Annotated in this window: 17 protein-coding genes and 1 tRNA gene; 7 read left to right on the forward strand and 11 right to left on the reverse strand. The window is 70.0% G+C overall.

Annotated features, from left to right (window positions below):
• Positions 1-141 precede the first annotated feature (141 nt).
• Positions 142-1347: a metallophosphoesterase family protein gene (locus tag ESP57_RS04900; RefSeq protein WP_056010165.1), complete on the forward strand. Its 1206-nt coding sequence runs from the start codon at positions 142-144 to the stop codon at positions 1345-1347.
• A gap of 48 nt (positions 1348-1395) precedes the next feature.
• On the opposite strand, the gene ESP57_RS04905 is transcribed toward ESP57_RS04900, so the two are convergent.
• Both ESP57_RS04905 and ESP57_RS04910 read right to left on the reverse strand, forming a co-directional pair.
• The gene (locus ESP57_RS04905; protein WP_207904476.1) at positions 1396-2202 is read right to left on the reverse strand and encodes an alpha/beta fold hydrolase; all 807 of its coding nucleotides are present in this window, start codon (positions 2200-2202) and stop codon (positions 1396-1398) included.
• Positions 2199-2801 (reverse strand): isochorismatase family protein, encoded by a 603-nt coding sequence (locus tag ESP57_RS04910; RefSeq protein ID WP_129230724.1) that lies wholly within the window; start codon positions 2799-2801, stop codon positions 2199-2201. The genes ESP57_RS04905 and ESP57_RS04910 overlap by 4 nt, the downstream gene beginning before the upstream one ends.
• Before the next feature lie 261 nt (positions 2802-3062).
• On the opposite strand from ESP57_RS04910, the gene ESP57_RS04915 reads away from it, so the two are divergent.
• Together ESP57_RS04915 and ESP57_RS04920 are read left to right on the forward strand one after the other, a co-directional pair.
• Positions 3063-4496: an aldehyde dehydrogenase family protein gene (locus tag ESP57_RS04915; RefSeq protein WP_129230725.1), complete on the forward strand. Its 1434-nt coding sequence runs from the start codon at positions 3063-3065 to the stop codon at positions 4494-4496.
• Between the two features lie 143 nt (positions 4497-4639).
• Positions 4640-5227 carry a TetR/AcrR family transcriptional regulator gene (locus tag ESP57_RS04920; protein ID WP_129230726.1) on the forward strand — a complete coding sequence of 196 codons (588 nt, stop codon included), beginning with the start codon at positions 4640-4642 and terminating at the stop codon, positions 5225-5227.
• 75 nt (positions 5228-5302) lie between these two features.
• Here ESP57_RS04920 and ESP57_RS04925 read toward each other — a convergent pair whose 3' ends face one another.
• Positions 5303-7423, reverse strand: coding sequence for a primary-amine oxidase (locus tag ESP57_RS04925; protein WP_129230727.1), 2121 nt, complete (start codon positions 7421-7423; stop codon positions 5303-5305).
• Positions 7424-7496: 73 nt separating this feature from the next.
• Between ESP57_RS04925 and ESP57_RS04930 the strand changes: the two genes are divergently transcribed.
• Entirely contained in the window at positions 7497-8033 is a 537-nt protein-coding gene (locus ESP57_RS04930) for a hypothetical protein (protein WP_129230728.1), read from the forward strand.
• A 31-nt stretch (positions 8034-8064) separates the two neighbouring features.
• Here ESP57_RS04930 and ESP57_RS04935 read toward each other — a convergent pair whose 3' ends face one another.
• Positions 8065-9600 carry an APC family permease gene (locus ESP57_RS04935; RefSeq protein ID WP_129230729.1) on the reverse strand — a complete coding sequence of 512 codons (1536 nt, stop codon included), beginning with the start codon at positions 9598-9600 and terminating at the stop codon, positions 8065-8067.
• A gap of 212 nt (positions 9601-9812) precedes the next feature.
• Here ESP57_RS04935 and ESP57_RS04940 point away from each other — a divergent pair, with 212 nt between their 5' ends.
• Complete coding sequence (locus ESP57_RS04940) at positions 9813-10778, forward strand: AraC-like ligand-binding domain-containing protein (RefSeq protein ID WP_243648397.1); 966 nt, start codon at positions 9813-9815, stop codon at positions 10776-10778.
• 64 nt (positions 10779-10842) lie between these two features.
• On the opposite strand, the gene ESP57_RS04945 is transcribed toward ESP57_RS04940, so the two are convergent.
• Positions 10843-12459, reverse strand: a complete 1617-nt coding sequence (locus tag ESP57_RS04945; RefSeq protein ID WP_243648398.1) for a D-alanyl-D-alanine carboxypeptidase/D-alanyl-D-alanine-endopeptidase — start codon at positions 12457-12459, stop codon at positions 10843-10845.
• Between the two features lie 86 nt (positions 12460-12545).
• Positions 12546-13529 carry a Gfo/Idh/MocA family protein gene (locus ESP57_RS04950; protein ID WP_056010181.1) on the reverse strand — a complete coding sequence of 328 codons (984 nt, stop codon included), beginning with the start codon at positions 13527-13529 and terminating at the stop codon, positions 12546-12548.
• Positions 13530-13609: 80 nt separating this feature from the next.
• Between ESP57_RS04950 and ESP57_RS04955 the strand changes: the two genes are divergently transcribed.
• Both ESP57_RS04955 and ESP57_RS04960 read left to right on the forward strand, forming a co-directional pair.
• Complete coding sequence (locus ESP57_RS04955; protein ID WP_129230731.1) at positions 13610-14449, forward strand: SGNH/GDSL hydrolase family protein; 840 nt, start codon at positions 13610-13612, stop codon at positions 14447-14449.
• Complete coding sequence (locus tag ESP57_RS04960) at positions 14446-15285, forward strand: SGNH/GDSL hydrolase family protein (RefSeq protein WP_165877374.1); 840 nt, start codon at positions 14446-14448, stop codon at positions 15283-15285. The genes ESP57_RS04955 and ESP57_RS04960 overlap by 4 nt, the downstream gene beginning before the upstream one ends.
• 251 nt (positions 15286-15536) lie before the next feature.
• On the opposite strand, the gene ESP57_RS04965 is transcribed toward ESP57_RS04960, so the two are convergent.
• The 5 genes from ESP57_RS04965 to topA form a co-directional block, all read right to left on the reverse strand.
• Positions 15537-15612 (reverse strand) — tRNA-Thr (locus ESP57_RS04965).
• 79 nt (positions 15613-15691) lie between these two features.
• Positions 15692-17248 carry an alpha/beta hydrolase gene (locus ESP57_RS04970; protein ID WP_165877375.1) on the reverse strand — a complete coding sequence of 519 codons (1557 nt, stop codon included), beginning with the start codon at positions 17246-17248 and terminating at the stop codon, positions 15692-15694.
• On the reverse strand, positions 17245-18426 hold the full coding sequence (locus ESP57_RS04975; protein ID WP_129230733.1) for a DNA polymerase III subunit delta': 1182 nt from the start codon (positions 18424-18426) through the stop codon (positions 17245-17247). Before ESP57_RS04975 ends, ESP57_RS04970 begins: the two co-directional genes overlap by 4 nt.
• A 61-nt stretch (positions 18427-18487) precedes the next feature.
• Positions 18488-19108, reverse strand: coding sequence for a dTMP kinase (tmk, locus tag ESP57_RS04980; RefSeq protein ID WP_129230734.1), 621 nt, complete (start codon positions 19106-19108; stop codon positions 18488-18490).
• The gene (topA, locus tag ESP57_RS04985; RefSeq protein ID WP_115957171.1) at positions 19105-21936 is read right to left on the reverse strand and encodes a type I DNA topoisomerase; all 2832 of its coding nucleotides are present in this window, start codon (positions 21934-21936) and stop codon (positions 19105-19107) included. Before topA ends, tmk begins: the two co-directional genes overlap by 4 nt.
• Positions 21937-21979: the final 43 nt, after the last annotated feature.

Consider the following 21979-nt stretch of genomic DNA (forward strand, 5'->3'; position numbering starts at 1 on the left):
CGCGTCGACACCCCGATCCGCTCGTCGCGGCCGCACGTCGCTCCACTCCGTTCACCTGCAGGTCGCCCCCGGGTCATCCGCCCTCCCTAACGTCGACGCGGCGCCGTCCCGCGCCGCCACCGACGAACAGGAGAACGATCGATGCCAGGCATGCCGCCCGTCAGCCGCCGGACCATCCTCACCGCGGGAGGCCTCGGCGTGCTCGGCGCCGCCGCACTCCCGACGGCCGCGAACGCCGAAGCCGGCGACGCCGACCGCGGCGCGACCGGCAGCCCGCGCGCCAAGGCGCCGAAGCTGCGCTTCCGTGACGACGGCACGTTCAAGGTCGTGCAGTTCAACGACACGCAGGACGACGAGCTGACCGACCGCCGCACCGTCGAGCTGATCGAGAAGACGCTCGATGCCGAGGCACCCGACTTCGTGCTCATCAACGGCGACGTCATCACCGGCGGCTGCGAGACGCGACTGGCCGTCAAGCAGGCGATCAACAACGTCGTCTGGCCGATGGAGAGCCGCGGCATCCCGTGGGCCGTCACCTACGGCAACCACGACGAGGACTCGCTGCCGCAGTCGGGGGTCGACGAGGCGATGATGCTCGACTTCTACCGCAGCTACGACTTCAACATGAACGCCGAGAACATCGCGGGCGTCACGGGCACCGGCAACACGATCGTTCCGATCCGCACGGCGGGTCGCGGCAACGACACGGCCTTCAGCCTCTGGCTCCTCGACTCGGGCCGATACGCCCCGGGAGCCATCGACGGGCAGGACTTCGCCGGCTACCCCACGTGGGACTGGCTGCGCATGGACCAGGTCTCCTGGTACCGCGAGGAGTCGCAGCGCCTCGAGAAGAAGTTCAAGCGCAAGGTGCCCGGTCTGATGTTCATCCACATCGCGCTCTGGGAGCACCGGTTCATGTGGTGGGGCGGTGTCGACACCCGCACCGAAGCGGATGCCGCGCGCGGACGCACCCGTCACGCCATCGTCGGCGAGCGCAACGAGGACGAGTGCCCCGGACCGTTCAACTCCGGCATGTACAACGCGATCCTCGAGCGTGGCGACGTCAAGGGCGTCTTCGTCGGCCACGACCACGTCAACGACTACGTGGGCAACTACTACGGCGTGCTGCTCGGCTACGCGCCGGGCACCGGCTTCGGCGCCTACGGGCTGGCGGGGGCGGAGCGCAACCGCATGCGCGGCGGCCGGGTGTTCGAGCTCACGCAGGCGGGCGAGGAGGTCGACATCGCGACGCGGGTCGTCTACGCGCGCGACTACGGCATCGACCTGACGGCGAACGACCAGCCCATGGAGCCGACGCCGCTCGCGCCGAAGCAGGCGGCGATCTGACCTCTGCGGCGTCTCCGCGGGTCGGGTGCCTCGGCGCCCGGCCCGCGGTCAGTCCTCGGCGAGGAAGTCGATCGCCGAGGACTTGAACGCCCGTGACGTGAGCGTCGAAACGTGGTCGCGGCCGGGAACGGAGACGAAGCCGGCGCCCCACTCACGGGCGAGCTCCTGCGCACCGGCGGGAACGGGGTCGTTCTCGCCCGCAACGAAGAGCACGGGGATGTCACCGGGAATCGAGAGCGGCGCGCCCGACACGCCCTCGATCACGGCCAGCAGCGCCTCGCGGTCGGCGCCCGCCGCGATCGCGGGGCGCAACACCTGGCCGATGACCGGGTCGCGCGGCGTCTCGTCGCGGAGCAGCACGGCGCGGGCGTCGTCGATCGCCCAGGTGGCGAACAGCTCGTTCGGTCCGGCTCCGCCGACGACGACCCGGCGTACCCGCTCGGGAGCACTCGTCGCGAGCGCCGAGACGACGCGGTTGCCCATCGAGTAGCCGACGACGTCGACCACCTCGGCGCCGGCGGAGTCGAGCACCGCGACGAGGTCGGCGCCGAGCATCTCGGGGGCGTACGACGCGGCGTCGACCGGCTTGTCGCTCGAGCCGTGGCCGCGCAGGTCGAGCGTGATCGTCGAACGGCCGGCGTCCTCGAGGGCGCGCACCCAGCCGGTGCCCTCCCACGTGATCGCGGCGTCGGAGGCGAAGCCGTGCACGAGGAGCACGGGCGGCAGCGCGGCATCCGCTCCGCCGCCGTCAGCCGGCTCGACCGGCTCGGTCGCGTGCACGCGGTAGCCGATCAGCACCCCGTCGGGGGCTTCCGCGTAGAGGGTCGGGGTCGTCGTCGCGCCGGCCTGCCTCACGAGGCGGCCTCGTCGAGCACCGTCGACTCGGCGATCACGACACCGGCGTGGCCCAGCTCGGCGAGCGCTGCCGTCGACGAGTCCGCTGCGACGCCCGCGACGAGGTCGGTGAAGACCCGCACGCGCTGGCCGTGCTCGACGGCGTCGAGGGCGCTCGCCCGTACGCAGTAGTCGGTGGCGAGGCCGACGACATCGATGTCGGTGATGCCCCGGGCGGCCAGCACCTCGGTCACGCTGTCGCCCGCGTCATCCGTGCCCTCGAAGATCGAGTAGGCGGGCACGCCCTGCCCCTTGCGGATGTGCACGTCGACGGCGGAGGTGTCGAGGTCGGGGTGGTACTCGGCGCCCTCGGTGCCCTCGACGCAGTGCGCCGGCCAGGTCTCGATGAAGTCGGGCTCCGCATCGACGGCGAAGTGCCCGCCGTTGTCGTTCTCGCCCGAATGCCAGTCACGGGATGCCGCGACGAGCGCGTACTCGCCGCGGTGCTGCTGCAGCAGGCGCGTGATGCCGGCGGCGACCGCTGCTCCGCCGTCGACGCCGAGCGCGCCGCCCTCGGTGAAGTCGTTCTGCACGTCGATGATGAACAGGGCCCGGGTCATGGCTCGCTCCTTCGCTCGTCATACACGGCACGGCTCGGCCGATGCATCCATTCTTCCAGCGATCAGGTGCGGCGCGCAGGGTTCAGGGCACGGTTCAGCGCACCGCGAACCGCGGGATCAGCTCGATCCGTGGCAAGCCGCGCGACGCAGCGCACCCGTCATCCTCGTTCTGCGCGCACGGTCAAGCACGCCGCACGCATCGACAAGGCTCGGCGTGCCGGCCCTGCCTACCGTGGAGACCCGACTCATTGTGGAGGAACCATGGACAGCCCGACCCCCGTGCTCGAAGGCACGCATGACGACCTGCTCGCCGAGATCCAGTCGCACGACGGAGAGCGACGCGACATCATCGACCCGGCGACCGGCGAGATCGTCGGCCGGGCCCCCGTGCACTCGATCGAGGACCTCGAACGCGCGATCGCCCGGGCGACGGCGGCCCAACCGTCGTGGGCCGCGCTCGGCCACGAGCGGCGCAGCGAACTGCTCATGTCGGCCGCCGACGCGATCGACGCCGAGGCCGAGGCGCTCGCGCGCATCCTCTCGCGAGAGCAGGGCAAGCCGCTGAACGGCCCCAACGCCCGGTTCGAGGTCGGCGGGGCGTCGGGCTGGCTGCGCGCCGCCGCCGCCACCCCGCTCGAGACCGAGGTGGTCTTCGACGACGGCCAGACGCACGCCGAGTTGCAGTACCGTCCCATCGGGGTGGTGGCCGCCATCGGCCCATGGAACTGGCCGCAGATGATCACCGTGTGGCAGCTCGGGCCGGCACTGCGCATGGGCAACACGGTCGTCGTGAAGCCCTCGGAGTACACGCCCCTCAGCGTGCTCGCGCTCGTCGCGGTGATCAACCGAGTGCTGCCGGAGGGCGTCGTCGAGATCGTCTCGGGCGGCCGTGAGATCGGCGCAGCGCTCTCATCGCACCCGGCAATCGGCAAGGTCATGTTCACGGGTTCGACGGCGACCGGCAAGGCGATCATCCGCAGCTCCGCCGACACCGTCAAGCGCCTCACGCTCGAGCTCGGCGGCAACGACGCCGGCATCGTGCTGCCCGACGTCGACCCGAAGGCGATCGCCGAGGGGCTGTTCTGGGGCGCCTTCATCAACACCGGACAGACCTGCGCCGCGCTGAAGCGCCTCTACGTGCACGACCGCGTCTACGACGCCGTGTGCGAGGCCCTCGTCGAGGTCGCGCGCGCAATGCCGATGGGCGTCGGGCTCGACGAGGCGAACGTGCTCGGCCCGCTGCAGAACCGCCAGCAGTTCGACGTCGTCGACCGGCTCGTGGAGTCGGCGAAGGCCTCGGGAGCGCGCGTGCTGCTCGGCGGAGAGCCCGACCGCGACCAGCCGGGCCACTTCTACCCGACGACGCTCGTCGCCGACATCGACGACGCGAACCCGCTCGTCCAGGAGGAGCAGTTCGGGCCGGCGCTGCCGATCATCCGCTATCACGACGTCGATGAAGCCATCGCCCTCGCCAACGGCGTCGAGGTCGGGCTGGGCGCCTCGGTCTGGGCGACCGATCGCGACGAGGCCCGGCGGGTCGCGGGGCGCATCGAGGCCGGCACCGTGTGGATCAACTCGCACGGCACGATCCACCCGATGGTGCCGTTCGGCGGCGCGAAGCAGTCGGGCTACGGGCTGGAGTTCGGCGTCGAGGGCCTCAAGGCGCTCGGCGTGCCGCAGGTCATCAACGGCTGAGCTGCGAGCACTGCGAACCGCGTGCGGATGGGCCGGGATCGTTTCGCTCCCGGCCCTTCCGCGTGCATCCCCGGCGGCCGACCCTGCACGCGTATCGTGGACGGCGACCTCGACGGCTCAGCCGCCGGTCACGGGAGGAGACCATGCCGAAGATCGTCGACCACGACGAACGCCGTCTCGAGATCGTGCGCGCGACCTGGCGACTCATCGCCGAGAAGGGGTTCCGCGCGACGACCATGCGCGAGATCGCGAGGTCGGCAGGGGTCGCGAACGGCGGACTGGTGCCCTACTTCCGCAACAAGGAAGAACTGATCGGCGCCACGTTCGAGCATGTCTACGCGGCGACCAACGCCAGGTTCGCGGCGGTTCGCGCCGACCTCGAGGGCATGGCCGCGCTGCGCGAGCTCATGCTGCAGATCTTCCCCCTCGATGAGGAGCGCATCCTCGAGGCGCGCATCGTGATCCCCTTCTGGGAGTACGCGGCCAACGAACCCGACCTGCTGGCCCTGCACGAGCGCACCATGGACGAGTGGCGGGTCGAGATCGCCGATCATCTCGAGCGTGCGAAGCAGCTCGGCGAGGCGCGTGACGACGTCGACGTCGCGGTGGCGACCGACCACCTCATGGCCTTCGTCGACGGCGTGCAGGTGATCGCCGTCGTCTCCCCCGCGAGCGCGGCGCCCGCGCGGCTCACGCGACTGCTCGACGGCTACCTCGACCTGCTGCGCTGACGCGCTGCCGAGCGACGGCGACGGGGCCGGATGCCGCGGCTGCGACATCCGGCCCTCGTGCGCGTCAGTGCGTGGTCAGTGCCCGTGGCCGGCGCAGGTGCACGCCCCGGCTGCGCAGTGGCATCCGCTCGCCTCGTGGGTTTCGTGCGCCGCGTGCCCGCTCGCGCCGTGACCGGCCGAGGCGGCTTCGGCGCGCGCGGCGCCGGTATGGCAGGCCATGCCGAGCGAGGCCGACGACGGCACGTTCAGCGTGGGGTTGCGGCCGAAGAAGCCGTAGGGCTTCAACGTGAATTTGGCGGTATCGACGGGCATGACGGGCCAGTCCTCGACGCGCGGGAAGTGCGTCGGACCGAACGTGTGCCAGAGCACGATGTCGTCGCCGTCGATCGAGCGGTCGGCGGCCGTGTAGCGCGGGAGGCCGTCGCCGCCCGGGCCCTGGTTCACGAGGTCGCCCGCCGGGTACCGCTCGGCCTGGTCGTACCTCGTGACCCAGAGGTGCTTCCGGGTGAAGCCGGCGCGCTGGGAGATGACCGATTCGGGGTCGGCGAGCAGCGTGGGCGATCCCTGGGCGATGAGCTCGTAGCCGACGGGACGCCCCAGGCGGTTCGTCTTCTCGGTGTTCACGACATGCCAGGTGCGTCCTGCCGCGGGGTCGGCGTCGCGTGCACCCTCGGCCTCGGTGCGCAGGCGCGTCGTCCGCTTGGTGAAGGCGTTGCCGTAGGTGTTGCCCTCGCCCATCGGCACGCTCACGGCGTCGACCTCGTCGACCGCGTTCGCGAGGCCGTCGACCATCATGTCGAGGCGCGCGCTGAAGAGGTGCTGGTGGTACGGCGCCCCGAGGCCCGGGGCGACCTCGCTCGCGTGGTCGCCGGCCTCGGCGTCGAAAGCCGACGTGAAGAGCACGCCCGTGAGCTTGGCCTCGCACTCGATGGTGCCGTCGAGGTAGAGGTACCAGTAGAAGCCGTAGTCGTAGTTGCCCACGGTGGTGAAGAAGCTGATGACGAGCCGGCGCTGGCGGCGCACCTCGTTCGAGCCGGTGTAGATGTCGGTGTGCTTCCAGAGGGTGCCGTAGTCCTCCTCGTGCATGCAGATGGCGTTCGGGATGACGCGGGGGTGCCCGAACTCGTCGGCGATCGTCGCGTCGAAGTATCGGATCTCGCCCAGGCAGTCGCACCCGAGCTGGAGCGAGTTCGCGTAACGGCCGAACACGTACTCGCCGGTGTCGAAGTAGTTCTGCCAGAAGCGCGCGGGCGAGGGGTCGCCGTAGGGCACGACCATCTCGGCGATCGAGGCGCGGTAGACGATGTCGCGCTCCTCGCCGCCCTGGTCGGCGTCGACGTAGCGGATGCGGCGCAGCACGAGCCCTTCCCGGGCATCGAAGGCGAGGGAGAAGCGCCAGTTCGCCCAGCTCACCCGATCGTCGTCGACCGAGTAGCTCGGCCCCTCGGGTTGGCTGATCTCGATCGGTTTCAGGGTGTCGAGCGGCGCGCCCTGCACCGCGGGGTCGTCGAAGTTCCCGCCCTCGGCCGGGATGTCGTAGACGCGGTGGTCGATGAGCTCGAACATGCGTCCCTCGATCATGTCGACGTACGCGCAGAGGCCGTCGACAGGGTGGGCCCAGCAGTGGTCCTGCTCGTTCTCGCGCATGAATGCGAGCACCCGGATGACGCGACGGCCCGCCTCGGCCTCGAAGCCGTAATTGCCGGCCGAGAGCGGCGCGAGGGCGACCTGCCCGTGCGTGATGCCGCGCTTGGCGAGGGCGTCGTGCCACTCCTGCTCCGCCCCGAGGAGGTCGTAGATCGCCTCGAACTCGACGTCGAGGATCGGCACGTGGCCATTCGCACCGTCGATCGGTTCGTTCGTGAGCACTGCACGGTCGGTGATCGAGACGCGGAGGTCGGCCGACGCGCCCGTCGACCGATCGAGGACCAGGGCACGCACGATGCGCGGCAGGTCGGTGCCCGCGAGCACATCGGCCTTGGCCGGTTCGTCGAGTCCGACGTAGACGAAGCGGGTCGCCTCGCCGATGAGCGCGGCCTCGTGCAGGATGTCGCGCGCTGCGTCGATCTCGTCGGCGGAGAGTCCGCGCAGCGGGTCGTTCGCCGCGTGCGGCGCTCGGCCGTTCGGCGCCTGGGGTGCTGCCGCGCTGGCTTCGTCGCGCCGGCCGATCGAGTGGTGTGTGGACGTCGTCGTCATGCTGGACCTTTTTCTCTACGTTTGTCGAGTAACATAACCGCACGCACCGGAACAGGGAAGATTCGGAAGACGAATGGTCGAGATCGCGCACGGTGTCATGCTCCTCGGGGCCCTGGCGGGAACGGTGGCCGCCCTGGCGCCCGGCCGGGTGCGGACTCTCGACGTCGTGGCCGCCCTCGTCATGGCCGCCGCCATGCTCGACACGGCCGTCACGCACCTGGTGCCGGGGCTCGCCTGGTCGGCGCTCCTCGTCGCAACGGGTCTCGCCATCGGCATCCGGGCCCGACGCGGCATCCGTCGGACCGACCCGGCGGCACGATGCGGCCGCCCCCTCGCCGACCTACACCACGCCCTCGCCCTGATCGCCACCGGATGGCTGCTCGCCGGCGTCGGGGCGGCCGAGGCGTCGTCCGCCGTCCACCACGGCGGCACCGTGCTGCCGTTCCAGTGGCCGGCCCTGATCGCCGTGATCGCGCTCGGCGCGTGCGTGGCGGCCAGGGCCGTGCGGACGGGACGGGCGGCGCTGCGACACGGCGCGATGGCGGCGGGCATGACCGTCATGCTCGCCGCCATGGCCGCCCCGGCCGCCATCGCCGCCCTCGGCTCGTAGCCGCGTCGGCCACTGGCCGCCCTGCGCAGGCTCAGATCCCGCGGTGCCCCTCGCCGTCCATCAGGTCGACCTCGGCCTCCTCGATGCCGTGACCGATGCGCGCGTACAGCTCGGGATTCCGCTTCCGGATGGCAAAGCCCCAGATGACGCCGAGCACGCCCGGCACGATGAGCAGCGCGGGCAGCACGAACGTCACCGGGGTCGTCTCGGCCTGGCCGAGCAGCACGTTGAAGTTCGCGACGATGAGCACGAACACGGTGAAGAGGACGACCGCCGAGATGAGCGGTGCGATGAACGTCGACCAGCGGCCGAGTCCGCGCCGGTCGCGCCGGAAGAACCCGATCACCGAGATGGCGATGATGCACATGAGCAGCACGAGGCCCATCGCACCCGTGTTCGTCAACCAGGTGAACATCGTGAGCACCGGATAGAGGAACTCGGTGGGCGCGAAATCGTTCTTCAGCCCCATGACCTCACCCGCGAAGACGAAGCCGAGCGTGACCACGAGCGCGATGATCGTCTGCGCGAGCGAACCGGCCCACGGCGCACGGGAGACGGCGCGCACCGAGCCGAGTCGGGGATGCAGAACCCCCTCGCGCCCGAGCGAGTACAGATAGCGGGCGACCGCGTTGTGAAACGACTGCAGGGCCGCGAACAGGCTCGTGAGGAACAGCACCTGCATGAGGTCGCTGATGATGACCGGGGCATGCTCGCTCATGAAGACGAACATGAGGTCGGGGCCGTACGTCGCCGAGGCCTCGGCGATCTGCGACGGACCGATCCCCACGGTGAAGGCCCAGGCGCTGAACGCGTAGAAGACGCCGATGATCGCGACCGCCGCGTAGGTGGCGCGGGCGACCGTGCGCTTGGGGTCCTTCGACTCCTCGCCGTAGATCGCGGCCGACTCGAAGCCCATGAAGGCGGCGATGCCGAACGAGAGCACGGCGCCGACCCCCGGCACGAACAGGTTCGAGAGTTCGAGGCCCGCCGTGCTCACTCCCTCGGGCGCGACCGAGAACGAGACGATGTCGAAGACCAGCACGGCGACGAACTCGAGCGCCACGAGGATGCCGAGCACTTTCGCCGAGAGGTCGACGCGGTTCACTCCGAGCACGGCAACCACGCCGATGCAGACGAGGATCCAGAGCCACCACGGGGTCGCGATGCCGAGCTTCGCCTCGAGGAACATCGACATCTGGAACCCGAAGAGCCCGTAGATGCCGACCTGCATCGCGTTGTACGCGACGAGCGCCACGAGCGACGCGCCGACCCCGAACGGCCGGCCGATTCCCTGCGCGATGTAGGCGTAGAAGGCGCCCGCATTGGTCACGTACCGGCTCATCGCCGCATAGCCGACGGCGAACACGGCGAGCGCTGCGGCGAGCACGATGAAGCCGATCGGCACGCCGATCACTCCCGTGACCGCGAACGTGGTCGTGACCCCGCCGGCGACGACGGTGAGGGGGGCCGACGCGGCGATGATCATGAGGGTGACGGATGGCACGCCCAGGCGGCGGCGACCGAGGCCGCTGCTCTGCTTCGGTGGTGTGGACGTCGTGGAGGTCATGGCTGGGGGTTCCTTATCCGACGGGGAGCGAGCCACGGCGGCGTCGCCCGGTTCCGCCTCATGATTCCCCTCTGGGCGTCTCCCGCCTTGTCGCAGAGCGAAGGGTGGTTGACCCCCAACGCAGGCTCGACCTGTCGGTTTTGCCTCAACAGGCGTAGAGTCTCCCCACTCGGACGTTGACGTCCCTTCCCCCAGAGATGAGGTGCATGCACGTGCCCGACGAATCCGTGCGCTTCGCCCCACTCGATCGGGTGGCCCTGCCGCTCGGCTTCGGCGAGTTCAGCGCACTCGTCTCGCAGTCGTTCGTGCCGCTGCAGGTGCGCTCCGACCGACAGGACTCGTTCCGCGGCGACATCCGCGCCTCGACCAACGACGACGTGCACGTCTCGGTCGTCACCGCCGACGGCCACGAGATCCACCGCACGCCCGAACTCGTCGCCCGATCGAGCCACCGTTGCTTCAAGGTGGGCCTGCAACTGGCCGGTACGGGCCTGCTCATCCAGGACGACCGCGAGGCGGTGCTCCGCCCCGGCGACCTCACGGTCTACGACACCGACTCGCCCTACACGCTCGTGTTCGAGGAGAAGTTCAGCACCCTCGTGCTCATGGTGCCGCATCGCATGCTCGAACTGCCGACCGACGCCGTGCGCGGCATGACCGCCGCCACCATCGACGGCGGCACCGGTCTCGCGCGGGTCGTTGCCCGTTTCCTCGGTGAACTGGCGGGCGACCTGCAGCAGCTCGACGGCCCGATCGGCGGGCGGCTGGCACGCAACGCCGTCGACCTCGTGACCACCCTCTACGCGCGCGAACTCGACGTGGCGCGCGATGCCGATCGACCGCACCTCGCCATGCTCCGACGCGTGCAGAGCTACATCGACGACCATCTGAGCGATCCCGATCTCACGCCCGGCAGCATCGCCGCGGCCGTCTACATCTCGACCAGGCACCTGCACGCGCTCTTCCACGAGGAGGGGCTCACCGTCTCGACGTTCATCAGGGCGCGCCGACTCGACCGCTGTCGCCGAGAACTCGGCGATCCACTGACCGCGCATCGTCCCATCGGCCAGGTCGCCACGAGGTGGGGCTTCGCGGATGCCGCGCACTTCAGCCGCGCATTCCGCGCCGAGTTCGGCGAGCCGCCGAGCTCGTTCCGTGCGCGCACGACCGCGGCCTGAGCATCCCGACGACGGCCGACGTGACGACGTCGGGGCGATACTCGACGCTCGGCGAACCGCGGGATCACTGGTTCGAAAGATTGTCGCCGCAGAGGTAGAAGCCCGTCGTCAGCGTGTCGATCGCCTGCTTCGCCTCGTCGGTGACATCGCCGAGGGCGTAGATCGCGAACGTCAGGGTGGCGCCGTCTTGTGCACGCACGACGCCCGAGAGCGTATAGCCGGTGTCGATCCAGCCCGTCTTCGCCGAGACCGCGCCGTCGGCCACCGAGTTGTCGCCCGAGAATCGGTCGTCGTACCCGAGCGACCCCCGTTGGCCCGACACGGGCAACCCGTCCATGAGCACCCCGAGGTTGCCCTCGCGCGCGTTGATCTTCACGAAGAGCCGGGTCAGGTACGCGGGCGGCACGGCGTTGTTGTCGGACAGGCCGGAGCCGTCGACGATCGTGATGCCCGTGGTGTCGACGCCGTAGGCGGCGAGGCCCTGCAGCACCCCGGCGTTGATCGCCCCGAAGGAGTTGCCGGCGCCCGTCTCGATCGCGACGAGGCGTGCCAGCATCTCGGCGACCGTGTTGTCGGAGACGACGAGCGCCTTGTCGACCAGTTGCGCGACCGTCGGCGACTGCACCTGCCCGAGCTGCTGGGCGCCCGCCGGAGCGGTGCCACGCTCGATCACGCTGATGCCGCCGAGCTCGCTCGCGAACGCGTCGCCAGCGCGGGCCACCGGGTCGCCGCTGCGCCACGAGGTGTTCGAGCCGGGGTTGTCGCGATCGCCGTCGACCATGAGCGCGGCGATGTTCGACATGTAGCCGTCTTCGCGCTCCTTGAGGTTCCAGCTCGGCTCCCACTCGTCGCCGCTGAAGTAGCTCGCGTCGAGGATGAGCTTCGTCAGCGGCGGGTTCGACGGATCCGCGGACCATGCAGCCTCGACCTGGGCGGCGAGGTCATCGAGGTGCGCGGCGCCGGGGTACACGGTCTCCGTGCCGCCAGGGGTGCGGGAGAGGGTCGCGTCGCCGCCGCCGACGAGCACGACCGAGCCCGGCTCGGCGCCCTTCACGACGGTCGTCGCGGTGCGGTAGTCGGGGCCGAGCACCGAGAGCGCCGCGGCGGAGGTCAGCACCTTCATGACGCTCGCGGTGCGCGAGGCCGTCGTGCCGCCACGGTCGTAGAGCACCTCGCCGGTCGCGGCGTTCATCACCTGCGCCTGGAAGTTCGCGAGGCGCCCGTCGGCCGCGCGATCGGCGACCGAGCAGGTGCGGAGACGGGCTGCCGCCCCGACCGCTGCGGGCACCGGTCGTGCCGGATCGACGGTCGGCGTGGGCGTCGGCGTCGTGACGGCCGCAACGGATGCCGCAGCCCCTCCGCTGCTCGCGACGCCGGCCGCCACCGCGCCCGCACCGATCAGGCCGAAGGCGACCACGCCGCCCGCGATCATGAGCGGCAGCCGGTGCTTGCGAGCGAACGCGGCGATCGCGGCGAGCGCGCCCGACCCGGCCTGGTCGGCCGGTTCGGCCGGTTCGGCCGGTTCGGCAGCCTCCGACGCTTCGGGCTCGCTGGTCGTGATCACGACGGTCTCGGAGTCCGACGAGTCGGGCGTGGGGTCCGCGATCGAGGGGTCGCCGGCCGCGACCGAGGGCTCGCCCTCGTCGGGGGTCTCCCCCGCGCCATCCGTCTCGTCGATCACCCGGGAATCCTACGGAGTCATCCTCAAGAGAACCTGTAATGCACCCGATCGGCTACAGGCGATCGGCTATAGGTCGGCGCCGCCGGTCATTCGCCCGGGTAGGCGAGGCCGATCTGTCGACGGATCTCGTCGAGCGTCGCCATGATCGCGACGGTTTCGTCGATCGGAAGCAGGTCGCCGGTGAGGGTGCCCGCCGCGACGAGGCGCTCGACGGCTTCGGCCTGGAAGTGCATGCCTCGACCCGTGACCTCGGAGCGGTACTCCTCGAGCACGGTTCCGTCGGCGGCGACGACCCGGAAGGTCGTCGGCGTATACCAGACGTGATCGATCTCGATGCGAGCCTCGGTGCCGAGCACGACGGCGGTGTTCGCGCCCTGCGCATCGCTCGCCGAGTGCGTGACCGCCATGCGACCGCCCTCGTATCCGAAGACGACGGCGATCTGCGCATCGGCGCCTGTGGGCCGGAACGTCGCCGAGGCGTGGATGGTGTCCGGCGCACCGAAGAGGTCCCACGCGAACGAGACCGGGTAGATGCCGAGGTCGAGGAGCGCCCCGCCACCGAGCTCGAGCGCGTTGATGCGGTGCGCCGGGTCGTCGGAGAGCAACTGCGTGTGGTCCGCGATGAGCGTCCGGAGGTCGCCCAATACGCCCTCGGCGATGATCTCGCGGATGCGGGCCATGTGCGGCAGGTACCTGGTCCACATCGCCTCGAGCACGAGCAGGCCCTTGGATGCGGCGAGCTCCGCCAAGGCACGCGCCTCGGCTGCGTTGACCGTGAACGCCTTCTCGACGAGCACGTGCTTGCCCGCCTCGAGCGCCAGCGTGGCGCCCGCCGCATGCATCGGGTGCGGCGTGGAGACGTAGATCACGTCGACCTCGGGGTCGGCGGCGAGTGCCTCGTAGCTGCCGTGCGCGTTCGGGATGCCGAACTCGGCGGCGAACGCGTCAGCGCTCTCCTGCGAGCGCGACCCGACCGCCTGCACGGTGAATCCGTTGAGCTTCAGGTCGTTGGCGAAGGCGTGCGCGATGCCGCCGGTCGCGAGGATGCCCCACCGCAGTCGTTCCGTCATGACGACAGCCTATTGCGCCGGCGCGTTCCCCCTGTTCGGGGATCATGTGGAATCCTCACGATCAGGTCTAACGTTCAGTCATGACGGCTGTTCTCCCTTGGAAAGGCCGCGTCATCGGCACCGCCGCCGCGGCCATCATCGCCCTCGTGGCCATCCCTGCGGGGATCGCCGGCCCGGCTGCTGCCGCGCCACCCTCCTCCCCCTCCTCATCATCGACCGTCGCCAAGTACGTCGCCCTCGGCGACTCGGTCGCCGCCGGCCAGGGCGCCGGCGGCTACGTCGACGCCTGCCTCCGGAGTCCGAGCGGCTACCCGACGCTCCTCGACGCAGCTCCGCGCACGAACCTGCTGCGGAACCCCTCCTGCAGCGGGGCGACGATCGCGGATGTCGCGGCCGACCAGCTCTCGCAGCTGAACCGCGGCACGACGCTCGTGACCCTCACCGTCGGCGCGAACGAGGTCGACCTGACCGGCATCCTCGCGGCGTGCACGCCGCCGTCACCGGTCGAGGCGTGCCTCGCGGCCGTCGGGGCCGCGCAGGCGTACCTCTCCACGGACCAGCTGGCAATCGATGTCGGCGGACTCGTCGGGGCGATTGCGAGTCGTTCACCCGGCGCGGAGATCCTGGTGACGGGGTACGCGATTCCCTTCAGGCCCGGCTACAGCGAGCTGACCGATCAGGTGAACCTGCTCACCGTCGTGATGAACTCGCAGGTCCAGGCGGGCGTCGGAGGCGCCGCGGCATCCGGAATCGATGCCCGCTACGTCGACGTGACCGGCCTCTTCGCGGGTCACGGAGTCGGCTCCGCGGACCCGTGGCTCGGCATCGAGCCGACCGATCCGATCACCTTCCTCCACCCCAACGCCGCCGGTTACGTCGCCTACCGCGACGCGCTGCTCACCGCACTGGCACTGCCGTGATCGCCGCATCTCGGTACCGCGTCGCACTCGCCGCGGCGGTCGTCACGGCCGTCGTCGCGCTCGGGTCGATCGCCTCGCCGGCACTGGCCGCCACGACCGGGAAGGGCAAGCCAGGCGGCGGCGGGAACGGCAACGGCGGAGGCACCGCCCAGCTCGCCTATGCGGCGGTCGGCGACTCCTATGCGGCGGGCCTCGGCGCCGGCAGCTACCTCGAGACGACCTGCTACACGAGTTCGAAGGGGTATCCGGCACTGCTCGACGCCGATGCGAACCTCGCCCTCGCCGCTCGACCCGCCTGCCGCGGCGCCACCACGGCCGACGTGATCTCGAAGCAGGTTCCCGCCCTTCCGGCGAATGCCGTGCGCGTCACGCTCACGGTCGGCGGCAATGACGTGGGATTCGCGAACGTGATGCAGAACTGCTTCGTGCTCGTGAACAGCTCGTGCGAGTCGCACATCGTGGCGGGTGAGACCATCGTCCAGAGCGGCACTCTCGCCCAGAACGTGCGAAACACGATCGCGGCGATCATCGCGAAGGCACCGGGCGCGCGGGTCGCCGTCACCGGCTATCCGCTGCTCTTCGCATCCATCTCCCGCTACCAGTGGGCTGCACGGGTCAACACCGGCACCGCGGCGCTCAACGACGCGATCGAAGCGGCAGCCGTTCAATCCGGAGCCGTGTACGTCGATGTCGAGTCGCCCTTCGCGGGTCACGGCATCGGCAGCAGCTCGCCCTGGATCAACGATTGGAGCTGGCTTCGCTCGAACGACTCGTTCCATGCCAACGCCGCCGGGTACCAGGCCTACGCGGCCGCGCTACGCCCGGCCCTGCAATGAGCCGCCGACCGCACGCGCTCTTCCTCGCGTGAGATGCGGACGGCCCGGAGACCCCGGGCCGTCCGTGTGCGAACATGCCCCCGTTCGGGGCAGTGCGGCGCCGGCGAAGGCGGGTTAGCGTCGACGAGCGCCTGACTCTTCCTCCTGCGCGATGAACGGCCCGGAGACCCCGGGCCGTTCGTCTGCCTACGAGGTCGTTCCAGCGCGCCTGAAACGAGGAAAGACCCGGATCTCTCCGGGTCTTCCTGATGTGGAGCCGCCTGTGGGAATCGAACCCACGACCTTTTCATTACGAGTGAAACGCTCTGCCGACTGAGCTAAGGCGGCGTGGCATCCGGAGCGCTGAAGCGCACCGACTGGCACGAGAATCCATGTTAGCGGGTTTCGGGAGTCTCGTTGACCACCTTCAGCACTTCGGGTCGCTGGAGGGCACGGTGCCGTCGATGAAGTAGGCCTCGACGGCGTCGTTCACGCACGGGTTCGACTTGTTGTAGGCCGTGTGCCCCTCGCCCTCGTAGGTGACGAGCGTGCCGCTCTCGAGCTGCTCCGCCAAGGCGACCGCCCATTCGTAGGGCGTCGCGGGATCGCCCGTGGTGCCGATGACGAGGATCGGCGCGGCGCCCTCCGCTTGGATCTCGGCGCGCTCGACGTCGCTCTGGTACGGCCAGTTGACGCAGCCGAGATCGCCGAACCCGAAGTACGGGCCGATGACCGGCGCGACCTCCGCCGTCGCGGCGGCCTTCTCGCGCATCACGGCGACGTCGGACTGGTACGTGTAGTCGAGGCAGTTCACCGCGGTGAACGCCTCGGCCGAATTGTCGAGGTAGGTGCCGTCTTCGCTGCGCCCGTTGTAGCCGTCGGCGAAGGCGAGCGCCATGTCGGCGTCTCCGAACATGACGGACTCGAACATGTCGCCCAGGTACGGCCACGAATCGGCGCTGTAGAGGGGGTAGATGATCGCGGTCACCAGCGTGTCGGCGCCGACGAGGCGGCCATCGGTACCGCGCAGCGGACTCGCATCGACCGAGGCGAGGAGCCGGCTGATCTCGTCGAGAGCGTCATCGACGGTGCCGTCGAAGGGGCACTCGCTTCCTGAGAGGCAGTACTCGAGGTAGGCCTTCAGCGCGTTCTCGAACCCGACGGCCTGCGCCTGGGACACCTCGGTCTCGCTGGCCGAGGGGTCGATCGCGCCGTCGAGCACGAGCTTGCCGACCTTGTCGGGGTAGAGCTCGGCATAGGTCGCGCCGAGGAACGTTCCGTACGAGAAGCCGAGGTAGTTGAGCTGTTCGTCGCCGAGGATCGCGCGCAGCAGGTCCATGTCGCGCGCCGCACTCTCGGTGTCGACGTTGCCGAGCAACTCACCGGTGTTCTCGGCGCACGCCTCACCGAAGGCCTTCTCGGTCGTCTCGATCTCGGCGATCCACTCGTCGCTGCCGCGAACGCCGGGAGTGATGCCGTATAGGTACTCGTCCATCTCGGGAGCGTCGTAGCAGACGACCCCCGACGACCGGCCGACGCCGCGAGGGTCGAAGCCCACGACGTCGAACCGATCCTGCAGCGGCTGGCCGACGGCGTAGTCGAGGGAGTCCATCACGAAGTCGTAGCCGGAACCACCCGGTCCGCCGGGATTCACGAGCAGGGAGCCGAGCTTGTCGCCCGTGGCCACGTGGCGTACGAGGGCGAGCTCGGTCTCGCCGGCCGAGGGGTCGCTCCAGTCGAGGGGGGCCTTCGCCGTGGCGCAGCCCATGCCGTCGCCGCATCGTTCCCACTCGAGCACCTGCGTGTAGAAGGGCTCCAGGTCGGCGGCGACCTCTTCACCGGTCGGCGTCGAGATCGGCTGCTTCGGGCTCAGGAATTCGGGCACGCAACCGCTCAGTGCGAGCATCGCGGCGAGTGCGCCCACGATCGCGATCGCGCGCGTGCCACGCGGCATCCGTCGCCGTGCGCTGGTCGTGTCGGTCATGCGGCCCCTCGTTCGGTCGTTCGTCGGATGGCGGAGATGAGCATCGCCTCGAGCGCGAGCGCCGGCGAGACGTTGCCGTCGATGCGAGTGCGCGCCTGCTGGATCGCATCGAGCGTCGCGAGCGTGCGAGCAGGCGAAGCGGATGCCGCGGCGCGCTGCATGCCCGTCTCGAGCTCGCGGTTCACGAGCGGCACGTCGGCGCCGAGCTGGATGAGCAGGATGTCGCGGTAGAGCGACGCGAGATCGACGAGGATTCGGTCGATGCCGTCGCGGAGGCTGCGGGTCGCGCGGCGCTTCTGGTCGTCTTCGAGCGCCTTCAGCTGCGGGCGGAGGGCGTTCGGCACCGCCTGACCCGGCGCGACGCCGAGCGAGTGCAGGGCATTCGCTCGCTCTTCGGCGTCGCGAAGCTCACCGATGGCCTTCGCGTCTTCACCGGCGACCTCGATGAACCTCGCCGCGGTGGCCACCGCACCCGATGCCGAGCGCACCGCGAGCGCGAGCTCGAGCGTCTCGGAGCGGCGCCGCCGCGCCTCTTCGTTCGTGGCCAGCCGATGCGCCATGCCGATGTGACTCTGCGCCTCGCGCGCGGCGCGCTCGGCGAGCACGGGATCGACGCCGTCGCGGCGTTCGAGGAGCGCCGCGACATCCGCGATGCTCGGAACCTGGAGCCGCACCGAACGCACGCGCGACCGGATCGTGGGGATGAGGTCGGCCTCGCTCGGCGCGCAGAGGATCCACACGGTGCGCTCCGGCGGCTCCTCGAGCTCCTTGAGGAGGAAGTTGGAGGTCTGCTCGGTCATGCGATCGGCGTCTTCGACGATGATGACCCGGTGCCTGCCGATCGACGGCGCGTAGTGCGAGCGGCGCACGATGTCGCGCACGTCGTCGCGCTTGATGATGACGCCCTCGGTCGCGAGCACGTGCAGGTCGGGGTGACTGCGCGCATCGACCTGCGCCTGCGTTCGCTCGTCGCCGTCTGGCGCACCCGAGATGAGCGCCGTCGCGAAGGCATACGCGAGGTTCGAGCGTCCGGATCCGGGAGGGCCCGTGACGAGCCACGAGTGCGTCATCTGCTGGGTGCCGGTGCCGGCGGTCGCTCTCGCCCCTGCAGACTCGGCAGCGGCGCGGAAGAGCGCGATCGCGGCGTCCTGCCCCGTCAGCTCACTCCACACGCTCACGGTTCAACGCTACCGTCAGCGGCTGACGATGCGCTCGACGCCCCCGACGCGCTCGACGCGCTCAGAGGAGACCGGCCACTCGGGCACGGATCGCCTCGGCGATCTCCTCGACGGGCTGCGCCGCGTCGACCACGAGGAAGCGCTCGGGCTCCGCAGCGGCGATCTCGAGGTAGGCACCGCGAACCCGGTCGTGGAACTCGGATGCCTCGGCCTCGAGCCGGTCGTAGCGCGTGCGCGCGTCGTCGAGCCTCGTGCGCGCCGACGCGGCGTCAAGGTCGAGCAGGATCGTGAGATCGGGCCGCAGCCCTTCCGTCGCCCACTCGGAGAGCCCGCGCACCGCCCCGGCGTCGAGCACGCGCCCGGCGCCCTGGTAGGCGACCGACGAGTCGATGTAGCGGTCCTGCAGGACGACCTCGCCACGGGCGAGGGCCGGGCGCACGACGGTCGCGACATGATGCGCCCGATCGGCGGCGTAGAGCAGGGCCTCGGCGCGGGGCGCGATGTCGCCACGGTGGTGCAGCACGATCTCGCGCACCTCGATGCCCACGTCGGTGCCGCCGGGTTCGCGCGTGCGCACCACGGTCCTTCCGGACTCGACGAGCCACGCGCCGAGCAGCTCGGCCTGAGTCGTCTTGCCGGACCCGTCGCCGCCCTCGAGGGTGATGAAGAGCCCGTCGCTCACTTGTCGGTCGCCGCCTTCTTCGCGGGGGCCTTCTTCGCAGGCGCCTTCTTCGCAGCGGGCTTCTTCGCAGCCGGCTTCTTCGCCCGCGGCGCGGCAGGACCCTTGTCCCGCTTGATCTGCAACAGTTCGACGGCGCGTTCGAAGGTGATCTCCTCGACCGACTCGGCGCGCGGGATGGTCGCGTTCGTCGTGCCGTCGGTGACGTAGGGCCCGAATCGGCCATCCTTCACCTTGATGGGCTTGCCGCTCACGGGGTCTGCGTCGAACTCCTTCAGGGCGCTCGAAGCGGCACGTCCGCCGTACTTCGGCTGAGCGAAGAGCTCCAGCGCGCCGTCGAGGCCGATCTCGAAGATCGCGTCCTCGCTCGGCAGCGTGCGCGTGTCGGTGCCCTTCTTCAGGTACGGGCCGTAGCGGCCGTTCTGCGCGGTGATCTCGGTCTCGGTCTCGGGGTCGATCCCGACGACGCGCGGCAGGTTCAGGAGCTTCAGCGCCGTCTCGAAGTCGATCTCCGCCACCTGCATGCTCTTGAAGAGCGAGGCGGTGCGCGGCTTCTCGGCCGGGGCCTTCTTCGCGGCGCGCTTGGCCTTCGGCTTCGGCGCGTCGACGACCTCACCGGTGGCGGGGTCGACGGATGCCTCGGCGGCCTCGGCCTCGGGAGCAGCCGCCGGCTCAGGATCGAGCTCGGTGACGTACGGGCCGAAGCGGCCGTCCTTCACGACGACCTCCTTGCCGTTCTCGGGGTTGACGCCGAGCACCCGAGCCTCCTGCACCGGTGCGTCGATGAGCTCGCGCGCCTTCGCCTCGGTGAGCTCGTCGGGGGCGAGGCCCTCGGGCAGGTTCACCCGTCGCGGCGTCGCGTCCGGCGCGGCGCCCTCTTCGACGATCTCGAGGTAGGGACCGTACTTGCCGATGCGCAGCGTGATGTCGGGCGCGATCTGCACCGAGTTGATCTCGCGGGCGTCGATCTCGCCGAGGTTGTCGACGACCTGCCGCAGCCCGCGGTGCTTGTCGGACCCGAAGTAGAAGCTCGAGAGCCAGTCGACGCGGTCGGCCTCGCCGGCGGCGATGTGGTCGAGGTCGTCCTCCATCTCGGCGGTGAAGTCGTACTCCACGAGATCGCCGAAGTGCTCCTCGAGCAGTCGCACGACCGAGAACGCGATCCAGCTCGGCACGAGCGCCTGGCCTCGCTGGGTGACGTACCCGCGGTCCATGATCGTCGAGATGATCGAGGCGAACGTCGAAGGGCGGCCGATGCCGAGCTCCTCGAGTCGCTTCACGAGGCTCGCCTCGGTGTAGCGCGGCGGCGGCGACGTCTCGTGGCCCTTGGCCTCGAGGTCGGCCATGGCGAGCGACTGCCCCTCCTTCAGCGGGGGCAGCTTCGCCTCGCCGGGAGTCTCGTCGGCGTTGCGCTCCTCGTCACGGCTCTCCTCATATGCGGCGAGGAAGCCGCGGAAGGTGATGACCGTACCGCTCGCGGTGAACTCGGCGATCGTGCCGCCGACCGGAGCGGATGCCTCGGCGGGCGCCGAGGCATCCGCTGCCGTCGGGCCGACCTCGATCGTGACCGTGGCCGTCTGGCCCTTGGCGTCGGCCATCTGCGAGGCGACCGTGCGCTTCCAGATGAGGTCGTACAGCTTGAACTCGCTGCCGCGCAGGACGCTCTGCAGCTCGGCTGGGGTGCGGAACACCTCGCCCGACGGGCGGATGGCCTCGTGCGCCTCCTGCGCGTTCTTCGACTTGCCGGCGTACACGCGGGGCTTGTCGGGGATCGAGTCGGCACCGTACAGCGCGGTCGCCTGGGTGCGGGCGGCGGTGATCGCCTGCTGCGACAGCGACGACGAGTCGGTGCGCATATAGGTGATGTAGCCGTTCTCGTAGAGCGACTGCGCCACCCGCATGGTGTCGCGGGCCGAGAGGCGGAGCTTGCGGGCTGATTCCTGCTGCAGCGTCGAGGTCGTGAACGGTGCGGCCGGGCGCCTGGAGTACGGCTTCGACTCGACCTTGGAGACGGTGCGAGAGACGGTCTCCGCCGACAGGGCGGTGACGAGTGCGGCCGCGGTCGCCTCGTCGAGCACGACGGCCTTGCTCTTCAGCGTTCCGGCGTCGTCGAAGTCGCGGCCGGTCGCGACGCGCTCGCCGCCGAGACGCACGAGCTTCGCCTCGAACGAGGTCGCGTTGTCGGATGCCTCGGCCGAGAAGCGCCCGGCGAGGTCCCAGTAGCCCGCGGCGACGAAGGCGAGGCGCTCCCGCTCGCGGTCGACGACGAGGCGGGTGGCCGCCGACTGCACACGGCCGGCGGAGAGGCCGGGGCCGACCTTGCGCCAGAGCACCGGCGAGATCTCGTACCCGTAGATGCGGTCGAGGATGCGCCGGGTCTCCTGCGCGTCGACGAGCGCGGTGTCGAGCTCGCGGGTGTTGTCCTTCGCCTTCTGGATTGCGTCCTTCGTGATCTCGTGGAAGACCATGCGGCGCACGGGCACCTTCGGCTTGAGCTCCTGCAGGAGGTGCCACGCGATGGCCTCGCCCTCGCGGTCCTCATCGGTTGCGAGCAGGAGTTCGTCGGCATTCTTCAGCGCGCGCTTGAGTTCGGCGACGGTCTTCTTCTTGGAGTCGGACACCACGTAGTACGGCTCGAAGCCGTTGTCGACGTCGACGGAGAACTTGCCGAGCGGGCCCTTCTTCAGCTCTGCCGGCAGGTTCTTGGGCTCGATGAGGTCGCGGATGTGTCCGACGGAAGACAGCACTTCGTAGCCGTCGCCCAGGTATTGGGCGATCGACTTCATCTTCGTGGGCGACTCGACGATGACCAGTTTTTTCGCGCCTGACACCAGACTCCTCTTTGTTGACAATTGGGACGAGAACGCACATTCG

This window comes from Agromyces fucosus, from assembly GCF_004134865.1.
In the GTDB taxonomy this organism is placed as follows: domain Bacteria; phylum Actinomycetota; class Actinomycetes; order Actinomycetales; family Microbacteriaceae; genus Agromyces; species Agromyces fucosus.

Excerpts from the sequence above, each read along its gene's own strand:
- ESP57_RS04900 (WP_056010165.1), top strand. The coding sequence starts at position 142 with ATGCCAGGCATGCCGCCCGTCAGCCGCCGGACCATCCTCACCGCGGGA.
- ESP57_RS04910 (WP_129230724.1), bottom strand. The coding sequence starts at position 2,801 with ATGACCCGGGCCCTGTTCATCATCGACGTGCAGAACGACTTCACCGAG.
- ESP57_RS04915 (WP_129230725.1), top strand. The coding sequence starts at position 3,063 with ATGGACAGCCCGACCCCCGTGCTCGAAGGCACGCATGACGACCTGCTC.
- ESP57_RS04920 (WP_129230726.1), top strand. The coding sequence starts at position 4,640 with ATGCCGAAGATCGTCGACCACGACGAACGCCGTCTCGAGATCGTGCGC.
- ESP57_RS04925 (WP_129230727.1), bottom strand. The coding sequence starts at position 7,423 with ATGACGACGACGTCCACACACCACTCGATCGGCCGGCGCGACGAAGCC.
- ESP57_RS04930 (WP_129230728.1), top strand. The coding sequence starts at position 7,497 with ATGGTCGAGATCGCGCACGGTGTCATGCTCCTCGGGGCCCTGGCGGGA.
- ESP57_RS04935 (WP_129230729.1), bottom strand. The coding sequence starts at position 9,600 with ATGACCTCCACGACGTCCACACCACCGAAGCAGAGCAGCGGCCTCGGT.
- ESP57_RS04950 (WP_056010181.1), bottom strand. The coding sequence starts at position 13,529 with ATGACGGAACGACTGCGGTGGGGCATCCTCGCGACCGGCGGCATCGCG.
- ESP57_RS04955 (WP_129230731.1), top strand. The coding sequence starts at position 13,610 with ATGACGGCTGTTCTCCCTTGGAAAGGCCGCGTCATCGGCACCGCCGCC.
- ESP57_RS04970 (WP_165877375.1), bottom strand. The coding sequence starts at position 17,248 with ATGACCGACACGACCAGCGCACGGCGACGGATGCCGCGTGGCACGCGC.